We start from the raw sequence: 16,129 nt of genomic DNA, 5'->3' as shown, positions 1-16,129 counted from the left end.
GGTCATGGCCGATCCCGAGCTCGTCCGATACACCCTCGACAACGGTCTGCGCGTGGTTCTCGCCCCCGACGCGACCGCGCCGGTGGTCGGCGTCAGCGTGCACTACGACGTGGGTTTCCGCTCCGAGCCGGAGGGGCGCACCGGTTTCGCGCACCTCTTCGAGCACCTGATGTTCCAGGGCTCCGAGAGCCTGGAGAAACTCGCCCACTTCCGGCACGTCCAGTCCAGCGGGGGCACCTTCAACGGGTCCACCCACCCGGACTACACCGACTACTTCGAGGTGCTGCCGAGCGCCGCGCTCGAGCGCGCGCTGTTCCTCGAAGCCGACCGGATGCGCGCGCCGAAGCTGACCGCGGAGAACCTCGCGAACCAGATCGACGTCGTCAAGGAGGAGATCCGCCTCAACGTGCTGAACCGGCCCTACGGCGGGTTCCCGTGGATCACCCTGCCGCCGGTCCTGTACTCGACGTTCCCGAACGCGCACAACGGCTACGGCGGGTTCGAGGACCTCGAGAGCGCCACGGTCGACGACTGCGCCGCGTTCTTCGACACCTTCTACTCGCCGGCGAACGCCGTGCTCACGGTGGCCGGTGACTTCGCGGTCGGCACGGCCAAGGACCTGATCGAGCAGCACTTCGGCGACGTCCCGCACCGGCCGGCGCCGCAGCGGCCGTCGTTCGCCGAGCCGCTGCCGACCACCGAGCTGCGCGGCGAGGTCGAAGACCCGCACGCCCCGCTGCCCGCGCTCGGCATCGGCTACCGGATGCCGGACCCGATCAACGACGTCGACGGCTACCTGGCGTACCTCGTGCTGGCCGGCGTGCTCACCGACGGCGACGGCTCCCGCCTGCAGCAGCGGCTGGTGCACAAGGAGCCGCTGGTCGTCGACATCGGCGCCGGCGCCGGGCTGTTCGGCCCGTTCGAGGCCCGCGACCCGGACACGTTCACCATCACGCTGATCCACCCGCACGAGGTACCGCGCGAGCGCGTGCTGGCGGCGCTGGACGACGAGCTGGAGAAGCTCGCCGAGACCCCGCCGAGCGAGGAGGAGCTGCGCAAGGTCACCGCCCGCTGGGCGGCGAGCCTGCACTCCGAGCACGACAGGCTGGTCTCCCGGACGCTCGCGCTCGGCGCGTTCGAACTGCTCTACGGCGACGCGTCGCTGGTGTACCGGCTCGCGGACCGGATGTCCGCCGTCACCTCGGAAGCCGTGTCGGCCGCGGCGAAGGCGCTGCGCCCGGACGCGCGCGCCGTGCTGGTGGTCAAGCCCGCTTCGGAAGGGAACAACGAGCAGTGACTTCTGCAACGCACCGCAGCGCGGAGGAAATCGGCCGCACCGAGCGGGGCCCGCGCCCGCTGCCGCCGCTGGGCGAGCAGCGCGCCGCCGCCGACCTGTCCCATGTGGACACTTCGCTGTCGAACGGCCTGCGGGTGCTGGCCGTGCGCAAGGCGACCGTGCCGATGGTCGAGGCCCGGCTGTGGATCCCGTTCGCGGGCGACGACGCGCTGCACCCGGCGATCGCCGAGGTCCTCGCCGAGACGATCCTGACCGGCACCGCGCGCCGCAACCGCGTCGAGATCGACGCCGAGCTGGCGCTGATCGGCGGTGACATCGGCGCCGGCGTCGACCCGGAACGCCTGGTGCTGACCGGGTCCGCGCTCGCCGACAAGCTGCCGACGTTCCTCGACGTGCTCGGCGACGTCCTCACCGGAGCGACGTACGCCGACGAGGAGATCGCCCGCGAGAAGGAGCGGCTGGTCGAGCGGATCGCCGTCTCCCGGACCCAGCCGCGCACGATCGCGCGCGAGGCCCTGCAGAAGCACCGCTACGGCGACCACCCGGCCACGCGCGAGGTGCCTCGCGCCGAAGACGTCGCGGTCGTGACGCCCGAGCAGGTCCGTGCGCTGCACCAGGCGTCGGTGCTGCCGCGCGGTTCCGTGCTGGTCCTGGTCGGCGACATCGACCCCGACGGGGTCGTCGGTGACCTGGAGAAGGTGCTTGCCGGCTGGGCGTCGGACCGCTCCGCCGTGCGGCTGCCGCCGCTGCCGGACCTGACCGGGCCGAGCGTGCGGCTGGTGCCGCGGGCCGGCGCGGTGCAGTCGCAGATCCGGCTCTCGGCGCAGGCCGTGCCGCGCACCGACCCGGGCTACGCGGCGCTGAAGCTGGCGAACCTGGCCTACGGCGGGTACTTCTCGTCGCGGCTGGTGGAGAACATCCGCGAGAACAAGGGGTACACCTACTCCGCGCACTCCGGGTTCGAATACACCGACGGCGCCGCGGTCGTCAACGTCGACGCGGACACCGCCACCGACGCGACGGCGCCGGCGCTGCTGGAGACCCGGTACGAACTGGGCCGCATCGGCCAGGTTCCGCCGACCGGCGACGAGCTGGAATCGGTGCGGCAGTACGCGATCGGCTCCCTGCTGACCTCGACGTCGTCGCAGTCCGGGCTGGCCGGGCAGGTGCTCGCGCTGGCTTCGACCGGGCTGGGCCTGGAGTGGCTGATCGAGCACCCGGCGCGGGTCGCCGAGGTGACCGCCGAAGAGGTGGCCGACGCGGCGCTGAAGTTCTTCGCCCCCAAGCGGTTCACCGGCGTGGTGGTCGGTGACGCCGCGGTGCTGGAGCGCAAACTGCTGGCGCTCGGCGACGTCGTCGTGGGCGAGCCGGCCTGATGTCCGTCCCGTTCACCCTCGGTGCCCTGCCGACACTCTCGCGGTCCACAGTGGACCGTCAGGAAGGCTTGCGCACCAACCCCTCGCGGCTGTTGTCGCGATGGGCCGACGCCCGGGTCGTCCTCCTGGACGACACCGGGCGCACCCCGGTTGTCGAGGGCTCTTCGGTGCTGGCGTTCCGCAAAGCCGTCGACTTCGGCACGGCGCCGCCCGCGGACGCGGTGTTCCTCGGCGAGTGGCAGGGCGTGGACTACTGGTCGCTGCCGGGCGGCCCGTCGGGCGAAGCCGACACGGTGAAGATGGCGGGCAGCTGGGGCTTCGTCGAGGAGGTCCCGCGCGCCGACGGCGAGGTCTGGGTCGAGCTCCGCGGCTACGGCGACCTGCTGGACGACACGTCGGCGGGCCTGTTCACGACGGCGCAGGCGTTGCGCAACTGGCGCCGCCAGGCGAAGTTCTGCACCCGCTGCGGCCACCCGACGGAGCTGATCCAGTTCGGCTGGGCGAGCAAGTGCACGAACGACGGGCGTGAGGAGTACCCCCGCACGGACCCGGCGGTGATCTGCCTGGTCCACTCGTGGGAGGGCACGAACGGTTCCCACGTGCTGCTGGCGCGCCAGCCGATCTGGCCGGCGGGCCGGTATTCGGTGCTGGCCGGGTTCGTGGAAGCGGGCGAGTCGCTCGAGGCGTGCGTGGTCCGCGAGATCCGCGAAGAGGTGGGGGCTGCCGTTTCGGACGTCCGCTACCTCGGGAGCCAGCCGTGGCCGTTCCCGCGCTCGATCATGCTGGGCTTCACGGCCCGGGCGGACCGGTCGGCCCCGTTGGTGCCCGCGGACGGGGAGATCGAAGAGGCGCTGTGGGTGTCCCGCGCCGAGCTGCGCGAGGCGTTCGCGAACAGTGACGTGCGCGGCGAGGGAGCCCGGCCGACGCCGATCGCCGATGGCGCGGCGGAGATCATCCTGCCGGGCAACTCGTCCATCGCCCGAGTGATGCTCAAAGCCTGGGCGGACGCGGAGGAGTGATCGAAGTGTCGTGAAGGGCGTACCTTCACGACACTTCTCACCCGTTCGCGGACTGCAACCAGCAGCTCTTGCGGTTGCTGTGGCGTGCGGGATTTATGGGGCCAACTCTCGTCACTGACCGCTACCTTGTCATTACCAACGTGGCGGTATGGCGCGCTCCGGTCCGCTCGGAAGATCGAGCGAGGAGGGGTTGTCGAGCGAGGGGCCGGCCCGTGGCATCGATCAGAAAGCATCCGGAGAACTGCGAGAAGGCGACGCGGCCCGGCTGCAAATGCGGCAACTGTGGTGGATCACAACACGGCTGGAGCAACTGGGTCGAGATCGCCCGCGAACCAGAGCCGGTTCGCACCGAGAGGCGTTCGGAGATCATCCGCGTGCTGACCGCTTGGCGGTCGGCGAAGCGTGGGGAGAAGCCGAAGACGAAGGTCCGCCCCAAGGACGCGGCCATGGACTTGGTGCGGATCGAGTGCGCCGGCTGGCTCGCGCGGAGCGCCGCCGGCGCCGCTCCCGATTCCGCCCCGATACCGCGCCGCACCGTGCGGACCGAGGCAGGGGGACCTGTCTCCGGTCAGCCGATCGCGGTCGAGCAAGCCGGTGCACAGGCACCTGTCGCCGAACCCGGGGGTTCGGCGTCTGAAGTGGCGGTTACGCCGGTTCCGGACGAGGTCGACCCGGATCGGCCGGACGCTGTCGAGCAGGTCGACGCCTTCGCTCGAGCGATGACTGAAGACATCTGGCAAGACGTGCTCGCGGAACTTGAGGGGAGCCCGGAGGAGATCAAGATGATCCGCCTCCAATTGGCTCACCACGGCTGGTGCGACCTGTTCATCGGTTTTGTGCAGGCGCTGGAGATGTTCGGCAAGGTGGTCGAAAGGATCCCGGACAAGGCCAAGGAGCTGATCACCGAAGCCATTTGCGCGTCCAGCAAGCAGAAAAAGCGGTCGGAGCTCACCAAGCGGGTCGTGGACATGGTCGTGGACAAGGCGTGGTCAGCGTTCAAAGCCGCCGCCGTCGCCCATTCACCCTTGTTCGGTCTGCTCAGCGGTGAAGACCTGCTGAGGAACCTCCGCATCATCGCGATCTTCATCTGCCCGGCGCCCGGAAGCCACAAGGAAGTGCAGGAGCACGCCGTCGATCCACTCCTGCGAGATGCGCACGCCTACGTCTCGGACGAAACGAAGCAGTGGCTGGCGACCCAGTTCAAGCAGTGGGCAGACGGGGTGACGAGACCGGCAGTGCCCGGCAGTCGCGAGGGCGAGGGACGCAGCGGAGCGCTTCCGCCCCATCGCCCCTCTCCAGAGTGACGCTCCGAGCCTGAGCCGCGAAAGAGTAGGTCATCGCAGGTCACGGCGTTCGATCACCGAGCGGGCCGGGGCGCCGGTGAAGCCCGCGGGCCGGCGGTACGCGAGGTTGAGCGTCTCCAGCCGGTAAGTCCACTCGCTGCCGCGTGAAGAAGTTGCGCCGAAGCGCTGGTTGACCTGCCAGCGGAGCCACTCGCCCGGTTCGAGGCGCACCGGAGGCGGCCGCCACTTCTGTCCCGGGTACCCCCACGGTGACAGCACGACCCGCACCAGCAGTCCGCCGTCCGCTTCCCGGAGCGTGACTCCGTCCAGGTCGCCGAGCGGCTGGACCGCGAACCGCGGCTCGAAGCCGGTCGACTCGTCGACATGCACCTCGTGGAGCTCCACGCCCCCCGGCAACGGGAAGACCACCGGCACGCGGTTGCGCAGCGAGGCGGTCGGGCCACCCCTGGACCGCTTGGTCCAGGTGGTCCGCACCCGCTGGGCCACGACGTCCACGCCTCCAATATCCCCGGCCGCGCAAGCGGAAATCCCCTGACCAGGTCCCCAAGCCCCGGCGTCTGTTTCGGCCAGGTGGCCTACCGCCCCGGCAAGCGTTACCTCGCCGTTTCCGAAGGCCCGTTGACGGCTGTGCCGCGGCTCACTACAGTCCCCGGAAACCGTCTGTAAAGTATCCTAATTAAGTCGGGAGCGACGAGTGCGAGCCGGTAGCCCGCGGATGCTGCGCGAGATCAACGATCGCGCGGCCATCGAGGTCCTCCTCCGGGAGGGCCCGCTCACGCGTGCCGAGCTCGAGCTCGCCATCGGGCTGTCCAAGCCCGCCACCGCGCAGCTGCTGACCCGGCTCGAGCTGGACGACCTCGTCGTCAAGGCCGGCGTGCGGGGTGGCGGCCGCGGGCCGCGGGCCCAGCTCTGGGCGGCCAACGGCAGCCTCGCCTTCGTCGCCGCCGTCGATCTGACGCCGCACCAAGCGGACTTCGTCGTCGCCGACGTCGCCGGGATCGTGCTCGCCGAGCACCAGACCCCGCTGCCCGTCCACGAAGGCGCCGACGTCGTCGGGACCTTCGGTGAAGCCCTCGCCAAAGTCGCCGGAGAAGCGGGCATCACCCGGGACCAGCTCGCGCACGTCGTGATCGGCGCGCAGGGGGCGTTCGATCCGCGCACCGGGCTGCTCTCCTCCGCCCCGCACATCCCCGGCTGGCTCGGCTTCGACGTCCCGCAGAAGCTCAGCGACGAGCTCGGCGTCGACGTCCTGATCGAGAACGACGTCAACCTCGTCGCCGTCGAGGAGATGACCGCCGGGAAGGCCCAGGACGTCGACGACTTCGTCATGGTGTGGCTGTCCGAAGGCGTCGGCGGCGCGGTCGTCATCGGACGGCGGCTCCTGCGCGGCGCCACCGGCGGCGGCGGCGAGATCGACTGGATGCGCGTGCCCGATCCGGCCACTGTGGACACCGGTGACGTCTGGCCCGAGGCCGGCGCCCGGTTCGGCAACCTCGTCGACTCGCCCGCGATCTGCCGCCTCGCCGCGGCCCACGGCATCCAGGCCGACACCGCCTGGGAAGCCGTGGCGAAAACCGAACCGCACCACCCCTTCCGCCACGACCTGGCGAGAAGGGTCGCGGGCGGCGTCGCCAACCTCGTCGCGGTCGCCGACCCGCAGCTCGTGCTCCTCTGCGGCGACACCAGCCGCGCCGGCGGCGAGGAGTTCGCCGCGCTGGTGCAGGAAAAGCTGCACGAACTGGTCCTGCCGCGCACGCCCGTCGGCTGCGCGTCGGTGCAGGGCAACGCCGTCCGCGCGGGCGCGCTGCAGTCCGCGCTCGCCACCACCCGTGAGGACGTCTTCGGCGTCATCACCCCCACGCTCCTCGGGTCGCGCCGGCCCGAGGGCGACAGCACCCGTCCCCGACCGAGTAGCCCCAACCGATGAGGAGGAGGGCCATGCCCCCTACCACCCGGATCCGCCGCGGCTCGCTGTTAGCCGTCGCCGCCGCGGCGTCCGTCCTGCTGACCAGCGCCTGTTCCGGCGCCGCCGCCCCGAGCGGCGGCGATGCGGCGGCCGCGCCCGGCAAGGACGACAAGCTGACCATCACGGTGTACTCCAAGTTCACCGACCGCGAGTACGGCGTGGTCACCGCGGGCCTCAACAAGCTCAAGGCGAAGTTCCCGAACATCGAGATCAAGCACGAGGGCAACCAGGACGACGACAAGCTCACCCAGTCGATCCGCGGCGGCAACCCACCCGACGTCGCGATCTCGTTCTACACCGACAACCTCGGCGCCTGGTGCTCCACCGGCAGCTTCCAGGACCTCAAGCCCTACATCGAGCGCGACAAGATCGACCTGAACCAGATCCCGGAAGCCGTCCGCAACTACACCGAGTACCAGGGCAAGCGGTGCGCGATGCCGATGCTCGCCGACGTCTACGGGCTCTACTACAACAAGGACATGTTTGCGGCGAAGGGCATCACCTCGCCGCCGAAGACCACCTCGGAACTGTTCGAGGCCACCAAGAAGCTGACCGAGTTCAACCCGGACGGGTCGATCAAGGTCGCCGGGTTCCTGCCCTCGATGCCGTTCTACGCCAACCAGGCCCAGTACTGGGCGCCGAACTTCGGCGCGCCGTTCCTCGGCCCGGACGGCAAGTCGGACCTCGCCACCAACCCCGGCTGGAAGGCGATGTTCGAGTTCCAGAAGCAGCTCATCGACTTCTACGGCGGCCACGACAAGGTCGAGCAGTTCAAGGCCGGGCTCGGCGACGAGTACTCCGCCGACAACGGCTTCCACAAGGGCAAGCTGGCGATGATCTACGACGGCGAGTTCCGCACGGCGTTCCTCAAGGACCAGGCGCCGAACGTCAACTACGCCACCGCGCCCGCGCCGGTGCTCGACACCATGGCCGACCACTACGGCGGCGGCTTCACCACCGGCACGATCATCGCGATCCCCAAGGGCGCCAAGAACCCCGGCGCCGCGTGGGAGCTCATCAAGCAGGTCACCCTGGACACCGACACCCTGGTGGACATGGCCAACGGCCTGAAGAACGTGCCCAGCACCAAGGCGGCGCTCACCTCGCCGAAGCTGGACCTGCAGCCGCAGTTCAAGACGTTCCTCGACATCTACGACAGCGGCAAGCTGGTGGCCAACCAGACCACCCCGATCGGTGACGCGCACCTCAAGGCGGTCAACGACTTCGCCGAGAAGTGGCAGGCCGGTTCGGTGCCGGACCTCACCGAAGGCCTGAAGAAGGTGGACGCGCAGATCGACGACGAACTGAAGCAGAAGGGCGCGGGCGGATGACGACGCTCGCCGAAAAGGTTTCCCCGTCCGCACCTGCGAAGGTGCGGGCGGGGGCCCGCCGGGCCAAGCGCCGCCGGACCGTCCTGTTCTTCATGGCTCCGGCGCTCCTCGGGTTCCTGATCTTCTTCGGCTACCCGCTGATCGCCACGGTCTACTACTCCTTCACCCGGTACGACCTGATCAACCCGCCGCAGTTCATCGGGTTCGACAACTACGTCCGGATGTTCACGACCGAGCCGCTGGTCGGCACGGCCGCGTACAACACGCTGTGGCTGGTGGTCGTCCTGACGGTCTGCCGCGTGGTGTTCTCCCTCGGCATCGCCTCGGTGATCTCGCGGCTCAAGTCGGGCGTCGGGCTCGTCCGGACGCTCTGCTACCTGCCGACGCTCGCCCCGCCCGCGGCGGCGACGCTGGCCTTCGTCTTCGTGTTCAACCCCGAGTTCGGGCCGGTCAACCGGTTCCTGCGGCTCGTCGGCATCGACGGCGGGCTCTGGTTCAACAGCCCGGCGATGTCGAAGCCCGCGCTGACGCTGCTGGCGCTGTGGGGCTCCGGCGAGCTGATGATCATCATCCTGGCCGCCCTGCTGGACGTCCCGACCGAGCAGTACGAGGCCGCCGAGCTCGACGGCGCCGGCCCGGTCCGCCGGTTCTGGCACGTCACGCTGCCGTCGATCTCGCCGGTGCTGCTGTTCGGCGTGGTCAACTCGATCATCTACGCGCTGCAGTTCTTCACCCAGGCGATCGTGGCGGCCTCGGCAAGTGCCGGCACCGCCGACGTCGCCGGCAACTCGAAGCTCATCGGGGCGCCGCAGAACTCGACGCTGACGTACCCGATCTGGCTGTACGTCCAGGGTTTCCGCTACTTCAACATGGGTTACGCGGCGGCGATGGCGGTGCTGCTGTTCATCGTGAGCTCGGCCTTCACGTGGATTCTCGTACGGCAGCTCCGGAAGTCCCAGCACCAGGAGGAGGGCGCATGACCGCCGTGGCCGAAGCGCCGCAGCGCGCGGCGGGCGTACCGCCGAAGGTGCGGTTCAAGCGGAATTGGGACAAGCGCCTGTCCTTCATCGCCACGCACGCGATCGGCATCGCGCTCGGCGTGATCTTCATGCTGCCGCTGCTGTTCGTGTTCCTCACGGCGGTGATGGCGAGCGACCAGGCGATGACGGCGAGCCTGTGGCCGACCGAATGGCACTTCGAGAACTTCGTCAAGGTGTTCCAGAAGGCGCCGCTGCTGGAGTACTTCGGCAACAGCCTGCTGTATTCGGCGCTGGCGACGCTGGGCGCGCTGCTCTCGGCGATCCCGGCGGCGTACGCCCTGGCGAAACTGCGGTGGCGCGGGCAGAACCTGTTCTTCATGCTGACCGTGGCGGCGATGCTGCTGCCGCCGCAGGTCACCGTCGTGCCGCTGTACGACCTCTGGGTGCGGATGGGGCTCACCGGCACGCTGGTGCCGCTGATCGTGCCGTACTTCTTCTTCGATGCGTTTTCGATCTTCCTGCTCCGGCAGTTCTTCCTCACCATTCCGAAGGACTACCTCGAAGCCGCGAAGATCGACGGCTGCAACGAGTTCCAGGCCATGTACCGGGTGCTGATCCCGATGGCCAAGCCGGGGATCGCGGCCACCGCGATGTTCTGCTTCCTGTTCACCTGGAACGACTACTTCGGCCCGCTGCTCTACACGGGTGAGAACCAGGACCACTGGCCGCTGTCGCTGGCGATCGCGTCCTTCCGCGGGATGCACCACGTCGAGTGGAACATGACGATGGCGGCGACCGCGCTGATCATGGCGCCGGTGATCGTGCTGTTCATCTTCGCGCAGAAGTCGTTCGTCAAGGGCATCACATTCACGGGAGTCAAGGGATGAAGCTGGCAGTCGTCGGTGGCGGGTCCACCTACACGCCGGAGCTGATCGACGGGATCGCCGGGCGCCGGTCCACTTTGGACGTCGACGAGATCGTGCTGGTCGATCCGGACGCCTACCGCGTCGAGGCCGTCGGCGGGTTCAGCCAGCGCCTGCTCGACCACGCCGGCCACCCCGCGCGGGTGCGGACGACGCAGTCGCTGGAGGAGGGCGTCGACGGCGCTTCGGCGGTGCTGATCCAGCTGCGGGTCGGCGGGCAGCGGGCGCGGCGCTCCGACGAGACGTTCCCGCACGCCTGCGGCTGCGTCGGGCAGGAGACGACCGGCGCCGGCGGGCTGGCGAAGGCACTGCGGACGGTCCCGGTGGTGCTCGACATCGCCGACCGCGTCCGCAAGATCGCCGGTGACGACACGTGGATCGTCAACTTCACCAACCCGGTCGGCATCGTGACGCGCGCCCTGCTCGACGAGGGCCACCGCGCGGTCGGGCTGTGCAACGTCGCCATCAACCTGCAGCGGCAGTTCGGCAAGCTCCTGGGTGTCGGCGCGGACGACGTCAAGCTCGTCCACACCGGGCTCAACCACCTCAGCTGGGAGCGCGGCGCGCTCGTCGACGGCGTCGACCGGCTGCCGGAGCTGCTGGAGAAGCACCTCGATTACCTCTCCAACGAGGTGAGCGTGCCGGAGAAGTGGCTGCGGCGGATGAACGTCGTGCCGTCGTACTACCTGAAGTACTTCTACGCGCACGACGAGCAGGTCACCAAGCAGCGCACCGAACGGCCACGCGCGGACGTCGTCAGCGACGTCGAGGAGGAGCTGCTGAAGATCTACCTCGACCCGGAGCAGAACACGAAGCCGGAGTCGCTGGAGAAGCGCGGCGGGGCGTACTACTCGGAGGCGGCCGTGCAACTGGTGCACGCGCTGACCGCGGGCGGGCCGGCCGAGGAGCACGTGGTGAACGTCCGCAACGACGGCACGTTCCCCTTCCTGCCGGACGACGCCGTCATCGAGGCGCGGTCCACTGTGGACTCTTCAGGCGCGGTGGCGATCCCGCAGCCGGCGGTGGAGCCCCGGTTCTCGGGCCTCATCGCGGCGACGACGGCGTACGAGTTCCTCGCGCTGGAGGCGGCCGTGAAGGGCGGCCGAGACCGGGTGGCGGACGCGCTGCTCGCGCACCCGCTGGTCGGCCAGTACAGCAAGGCCGACACGCTGGCCGACTCCCTGGTGCAGATCAACCGCGAGTACCTGCCCTGGGCGCGCGGATGAGGCCTGCAGTCATCGCGATCGACGGCGGCAACAGCAAGACCGAGGTCCTGGTGGTCTCGGAAGACGGCGTCGTGCTGGGGAGCTCGCGCGGCCCCGGCGCGTCGCCGCAGAACATCGGTGTCGCGGCCTGCGTCACGGCGCTGGAGGGCCTGGTCCTGGAGGCCTACCCGGACTTCGGGGAGAAGCCGTTCGCCGTGCACACCTCGGCGTACCTGGCCGGGCTCGACTTCCCGCGCGAAGAGGAGGCGCTGCACGCGGCGCTGGCGGCCCGCGGCTGGAGTGACACGCTGGTCGTCGGCAACGACACCCTCGCGCTGCTTCGGGCGGGCAGCGCGGGGGTGGGGGTGGCAGTCGTGTGCGGGGCCGGGATCAACGGCGCCGGCGTCGGCCCCGACGGCCGCGTGCACCGCTTTCCCGCGCTGGGCAAGATCTCCGGCGACTGGGGCGGCGGCTACCGGCTCGGCGAAGAGGCGCTGTGGTGGGCGGTCCGCGCCGAGGACGGCCGCGGCCCGCGCACGGCGCTGCACCCGGCCGTGGCCCGCTACTTCGGCAAGCCGACGTTGCTGGACGTGGTGCAGGGGCTGCACTTCGAGGAGATCGACCCGGCGTCGATCCACGGCCTGTGCCCGCTGCTGTTCGAGGTGGCCGCGGCCGGCGACGAGGTCGCGCAGGACATCGTCACCCGGTTCGTCGAAGAGGTGAGCGTGTTCGCGGCGGTGATCCTGCGCAACCTCGACCTCACCGAGGAAGCGCCGGAGATCGTCCTCGGCGGCGGCGTCCTGACCGGGATCGGCGCACCGGTGATCGCGGAGATCGAGCGCCGGTGCCTCAAAGTGGCGCCGCGCGCGGTGGTCCGGGTCGTCGACGTGAACCCGGTGGTGGGAGCGGCGTTGTTCGGACTCGACACGCTGGGTGCGCCGGAGGCCGCGAAGACGGCCTTGAAGGCGGCGACCCAGCGCGTCTGAAGACCCTGGCGGGACCTGTCTCGAAGCGGCGCGAGACAGGTCCCGCCAGACCCCCTCACGGCGCCGGAACCAGGATTTCGCCGGTCTCCAGCAGCGACTTGAGGTCCGACAGGATCCAGTCCCAGCCGCCGCCCGCGTTCTCCCCCGGCCCGGCGTTGACGTCTTCGTGCACCCCGGCGACCATGTCGGCGGTCAGCGGCGCCCCGGTGACGTCGTGGGTGACGGTGAGTCTGGTGCCGGCGGTCTTCGTCGCCTCGATGTCGTAGGTGAGCGTGGTGTACGGCTCGGCGCCCATCCCTTCCGGGCCCATGAGCAGTTTCCAGGTGATGACGAGCCTGCGCGGCGGGTCGACCTCGAGGACTTCACCGTCGACGAGGTCACCGGTCAAGCCGGCGTCGATGAACGCCTGCGTCGGCCGGGTCCGGTGCTTGCCGCCGGGCTTGAGGTCGAAGTCGACCAGGCCGGTGTAGCCGTACTTCTGCGTCCATTCGGGCTTGGTGATGGCCTCCCAGATGCGCTCCGGCGTGGCCTTGATGTAGACGCGGTGGACCTGCACGGTGTTCGTCATGGCTCGTTGCCTTCCAGTTCGTTCTTGAGGTCGAGCAGGGCTTCGACCTGGCGCTCGGTGTACTTGTCGATCCACCGGTCGTGGATCTCCCGGATCGGGACGGGGTTGAGGAAGTGCCGCTTCTCGCGGCCTTCCTTCTGCGTGACGACGAGCCCGGCCTCTTCGAGGAGCTTGAGGTGCTTCATGACGCCGAAGCGGGTCATCTCCACCTGCGTCTCCAGCTCGGTGAGCGTGCGGCCGTCACGCTCGAAGAGCAGGTCGAGCAGGAACCGGCGGGTCGGATCCGCCAGCGCCTTGAACACCAGGTCGTCGTCGGGCACGTCGCCGAGAATAGGTGACCAAAAGGTCACATGTCAACGGTTGCGAGGATGGCTGTGGTCCACCTGGTTCGTCATGTCGGTTCCGGCGGAACAGGCCACGACCCGCACCGGCGTGCGCCGGCGAGTGTGCTGTTCGCTGCGCTGACCGTTACGGTCGCGAAAAGGCCGCCACCCCGGCTGGGGTGACGGCCTCCTCGTTCGTGCGGTGGCTAAACGACCAGCGACAGCGGCAGGATCAGCGCGATCGCGACCACCGAAATCAGCGTCTCCATCACCGACCAGCTCTTCAGCGTCTGCCCGACCGACAGCCCGAAGTACTCCTTCACCAGCCAGAACCCGGCGTCGTTGACGTGCGAGAAGAACAGCGACCCGGCGCCGATCGCCAGCACCAGCAGCGCGCTCTGGGACGGGTCCATCCCCGCGGCCAACGGCGCCACGATGCCCGCCGCGGAGACCGTCGCCACCGTGGCCGAGCCCGTGGCCAGGCGGATCGCCACCGCGACCAGCCAGCCGAGCAGCAGCGGCGACAGGTGCGCGTCCTTGGCCAGGCCGGTGATGACGTCGCCGACCCCGGCGTCGACCAGCGTCTGCTTGAACCCGCCGCCCGCGCCGACGATGAGGATGATCCCGGCGATCGGCCCGAGCGAGTCACCGACCACAGTGGACAGCCGCGCGCGGTCGAGCCCGGCCGGGCGGCCGAGCAGCACCATGCCCACCAGCACCGCCGCGAGCAGCGCGATCAGCGGGTCGCCGACGAAGTCGAGGACCTTCCTGGCCTGGCTTTCCTTGGCCAGCAGGATGTCCGAAACCGCCTTGGCCAGCATGAGCACGACCGGCAGCAGCACCGTCGTGAGCGTCGCGGCGAAGCTCGGCCGCGGCTTGTCCGTGTCGGCGCGCTCGGGGATGAGCCGCTCGGGCGGCTGCGCGTCGGGCACCAGCCGGGCGGCCACCTTGCCGAACAGCGGACCCGCGATGACCAGCGTCGGAATGCCGACGAGCAGGCCGAACGCCAGCGTGAGCCCGACGTTCGCGTTGAGCGCCCCGGCGGCGGCGAGCGGGCCGGGGTGCGGCGGGACGAGACCGTGCAGCACGGACAGCCCCGCGACGGCCGGGATCCCCAGCAGCATCAACGGTTTCCCGGTGCGCTTGGCCGCGAGCAGCACCACCGGGATCAGCATGACCAGGCCGATCTCGAAGAACATCGGCAGCCCGATCAACGCCGCCACGAGCGCCATCGCCCAGGGCAGCGCGCCGCCGCGGGCCTTGCCGAGCACGGTGTCGACGATCTGGTCGGCCCCGCCGGAGTCGGCCAGCAGCTTGCCGAGCATCGCGCCCAGCGCGATCAGGATGCCGACGGACGCGACCGTGCTGCCGACGCCGGCGGAGAACTTCTTGATGACGTCGGCGATCGGCATCCCGGCGGTCAGCCCGAGCACGAGCGAGCCGAGCACCAGCGACAGGAACGGGTGCAGCTTCACCTTGGTGATGAGCACGACGATGACCGCGATCGCGACGAGGGTCGCGGCGATCAGGCGGGTGTCGTGGCCGGTCCAGGCGGCCGCGAGGACGGTGTTCATGCGTGCTCCCGGAAGGCGGTGAGGGCGGCCTCGGTGATCTGGGCGGGTGTGTCGCGGATGTCGAAGACCGCGCCGGGCTCGTCCGCCTCGAGTGGCTCGAGATCGGCGAGCTGGGAGTCCAGCAGGGACACCGGCATGAAGTGCCCCGAGCGGGACTGCATGCGCTCGGCGAGGATCTCGCGGTCGCCGTGCAGGTGGGCGAACCAGACGTCGCCGCCGGCGCGGAGGACGTCGCGGTACCGGCGCTTGAGCGCGGACGACGTCACGACGCCGCCGGACGCCTGGTGCTCCCGGATCCAGCCGGCGATGGCCTCGAGCCAGGGGGCGCGGTCTTCGTCCGTCAGCGGGGTGCCGGCGGTCATCTTGTCGATGTTGGCCTTCGGATGGAACGTGTCCGCTTCGGCGTATTCGACGTCCAGCGCCCGCGCGAGCGCCGTGCCGATCGTCGTCTTCCCGGAGCCTGACACGCCCATCACCACGATGACGGTCATCCGCACCTCCCACTTCGTTGTGCCCAGGTGAGTCAAACTCAAAAGTACTACTTATTCAAGATGAAGTACTACTTAATCGAATCAGACCGCTAGGTTGACCTGGTGAGGCACGAGCAGGTCCTGGACGCCCTCGGCGCGGCGATCGCGAACGGTTCCCTGGAACCGGGCACGGTGCTGCGCTCCGAAGAGCTCCAGGAGCGCTTCGGCGCTTCGCGGACGGTGGCCCGCGAAGTCGTCCGGGTGCTGGAGACGATGCAGCTGACCAGCAGCAAGCGGCGGGTCGGGGTGATCGTCCGGGAGCCCGCGGAGTGGAACCACTACGACCCGCGGCTGATCCGCTGGCAGCTCGACGGGCCCGGGCGCCCGGCGGCGCTCGCCACGCTGAACGAGCTGCGGTCGGCGATCGAGCCGTGCGCGGCGCGGTACGCGGCCCTGCGCGCGACGCCGGAGGAGCGCGGCCGGCTGGGCGCCCTGGGGGAGCGGCTGGCCCGGACGGCCCGGGCGCGGGACCTCACGACGTTCCTCGAGTTCGACATCGCGTTCCACGACCTGCTGCTGTCGGCGTCCCGGAACCCGATGTTCGCGCAGCTGTCCGAGGTTGTCGCGGAGGTGCTCACCGGGCGGACCGGGCACGGCCTGATGCCGCCGGAACCGCAGCCCGAGGCCGTGGCGCTGCACCTGGAGGTGGCCGCCGCGGTGGCCGGCGGGGACGCGGACCGGGCCGAGCGGGCGATGCGGGACATCGTCGTCCAGGCGCGTGAGGAGATCGCGGCGCTGGTCGAGTAG

16 protein-coding genes are annotated in these 16,129 nt (G+C 69.9%); 11 read left to right on the top strand and 5 right to left on the bottom strand.

The features are described 5' to 3' along the window. Positions 1 to 4 precede the first annotated feature (4 nt). The 4 genes from ACH54P_RS23715 (at position 5) to ACH54P_RS23700 (ending at position 4,996) form a co-directional block, all read left to right on the top strand. Positions 5 to 1,297 (top strand): M16 family metallopeptidase, encoded by a 1,293-nt coding sequence (locus ACH54P_RS23715; RefSeq protein ID WP_489916212.1) that lies wholly within the window; start codon positions 5 to 7, stop codon positions 1,295 to 1,297. Further along, a complete protein-coding gene (locus ACH54P_RS23710; RefSeq protein ID WP_489916210.1) occupies positions 1,294 to 2,673 on the top strand; it encodes a M16 family metallopeptidase in 1,380 nt (459 codons plus the stop codon). The genes ACH54P_RS23715 and ACH54P_RS23710 overlap by 4 nt, the downstream gene beginning before the upstream one ends. Beyond that, the gene (gene nudC, locus ACH54P_RS23705) at positions 2,673 to 3,692 is read left to right on the top strand and encodes an NAD(+) diphosphatase (protein WP_489916208.1); all 1,020 of its coding nucleotides are present in this window, start codon (positions 2,673 to 2,675) and stop codon (positions 3,690 to 3,692) included. Before ACH54P_RS23710 ends, nudC begins: the two co-directional genes overlap by 1 nt. A gap of 212 nt (positions 3,693 to 3,904) precedes the next feature. Continuing rightward, complete coding sequence (locus ACH54P_RS23700; RefSeq protein WP_489916206.1) at positions 3,905 to 4,996, top strand: hypothetical protein; 1,092 nt, start codon at positions 3,905 to 3,907, stop codon at positions 4,994 to 4,996. A 30-nt stretch (positions 4,997 to 5,026) separates the two neighbouring features. On the opposite strand, the gene ACH54P_RS23695 is transcribed toward ACH54P_RS23700, so the two are convergent. Beyond that, complete coding sequence (locus tag ACH54P_RS23695; protein WP_489916204.1) at positions 5,027 to 5,491, bottom strand: hypothetical protein; 465 nt, start codon at positions 5,489 to 5,491, stop codon at positions 5,027 to 5,029. A 220-nt stretch (positions 5,492 to 5,711) separates the two neighbouring features. Between ACH54P_RS23695 and ACH54P_RS23690 the strand changes: the two genes are divergently transcribed. Genes ACH54P_RS23690 through ACH54P_RS23665 form a run of 6 tightly spaced genes read left to right on the top strand, consistent with a single transcriptional unit; the run spans position 5,712 to position 12,387 of the window. Then, entirely contained in the window at positions 5,712 to 6,923 is a 1,212-nt protein-coding gene (locus ACH54P_RS23690) for an ROK family transcriptional regulator (RefSeq protein WP_489916598.1), read from the top strand. Between the two features lie 11 nt (positions 6,924 to 6,934). Beyond that, the gene (locus tag ACH54P_RS23685; protein ID WP_489916202.1) at positions 6,935 to 8,293 is read left to right on the top strand and encodes an extracellular solute-binding protein; all 1,359 of its coding nucleotides are present in this window, start codon (positions 6,935 to 6,937) and stop codon (positions 8,291 to 8,293) included. Continuing rightward, positions 8,290 to 9,273, top strand: coding sequence for a carbohydrate ABC transporter permease (locus tag ACH54P_RS23680; protein WP_489916200.1), 984 nt, complete (start codon positions 8,290 to 8,292; stop codon positions 9,271 to 9,273). Before ACH54P_RS23685 ends, ACH54P_RS23680 begins: the two co-directional genes overlap by 4 nt. After that, positions 9,270 to 10,160 carry a carbohydrate ABC transporter permease gene (locus ACH54P_RS23675; RefSeq protein WP_489916198.1) on the top strand — a complete coding sequence of 297 codons (891 nt, stop codon included), beginning with the start codon at positions 9,270 to 9,272 and terminating at the stop codon, positions 10,158 to 10,160. The genes ACH54P_RS23680 and ACH54P_RS23675 overlap by 4 nt, the downstream gene beginning before the upstream one ends. Next, positions 10,157 to 11,422 (top strand): 6-phospho-beta-glucosidase, encoded by a 1,266-nt coding sequence (locus ACH54P_RS23670; protein WP_489916196.1) that lies wholly within the window; start codon positions 10,157 to 10,159, stop codon positions 11,420 to 11,422. Before ACH54P_RS23675 ends, ACH54P_RS23670 begins: the two co-directional genes overlap by 4 nt. After that, entirely contained in the window at positions 11,419 to 12,387 is a 969-nt protein-coding gene (locus ACH54P_RS23665; protein ID WP_489916194.1) for an N-acetylglucosamine kinase, read from the top strand. Before ACH54P_RS23670 ends, ACH54P_RS23665 begins: the two co-directional genes overlap by 4 nt. Before the next feature lie 55 nt (positions 12,388 to 12,442). Here the strand turns inward: ACH54P_RS23665 and ACH54P_RS23660 are convergent, their stop codons facing one another. The 4 genes from ACH54P_RS23660 to ACH54P_RS23645 form a co-directional block, all read right to left on the bottom strand. Continuing rightward, positions 12,443 to 12,955 carry an SRPBCC domain-containing protein gene (locus ACH54P_RS23660; protein ID WP_489916192.1) on the bottom strand — a complete coding sequence of 171 codons (513 nt, stop codon included), beginning with the start codon at positions 12,953 to 12,955 and terminating at the stop codon, positions 12,443 to 12,445. After that, positions 12,952 to 13,275 (bottom strand): ArsR/SmtB family transcription factor, encoded by a 324-nt coding sequence (locus ACH54P_RS23655; RefSeq protein WP_489916190.1) that lies wholly within the window; start codon positions 13,273 to 13,275, stop codon positions 12,952 to 12,954. The genes ACH54P_RS23660 and ACH54P_RS23655 overlap by 4 nt, the downstream gene beginning before the upstream one ends. 209 nt (positions 13,276 to 13,484) lie before the next feature. Then, the gene (locus ACH54P_RS23650) at positions 13,485 to 14,852 is read right to left on the bottom strand and encodes a GntT/GntP/DsdX family permease (protein WP_489916188.1); all 1,368 of its coding nucleotides are present in this window, start codon (positions 14,850 to 14,852) and stop codon (positions 13,485 to 13,487) included. Beyond that, entirely contained in the window at positions 14,849 to 15,343 is a 495-nt protein-coding gene (locus ACH54P_RS23645; RefSeq protein WP_489916186.1) for a gluconokinase, read from the bottom strand. Before ACH54P_RS23645 ends, ACH54P_RS23650 begins: the two co-directional genes overlap by 4 nt. 102 nt (positions 15,344 to 15,445) lie before the next feature. Between ACH54P_RS23645 and ACH54P_RS23640 the strand changes: the two genes are divergently transcribed. After that, positions 15,446 to 16,129: a FadR/GntR family transcriptional regulator gene (locus ACH54P_RS23640; protein ID WP_489916184.1), complete on the top strand. Its 684-nt coding sequence runs from the start codon at positions 15,446 to 15,448 to the stop codon at positions 16,127 to 16,129.

Source organism: Amycolatopsis sp. N2S4-7 (assembly GCF_058119595.1).
This window is presented reverse-complemented; position numbering and strand designations above follow the sequence as displayed.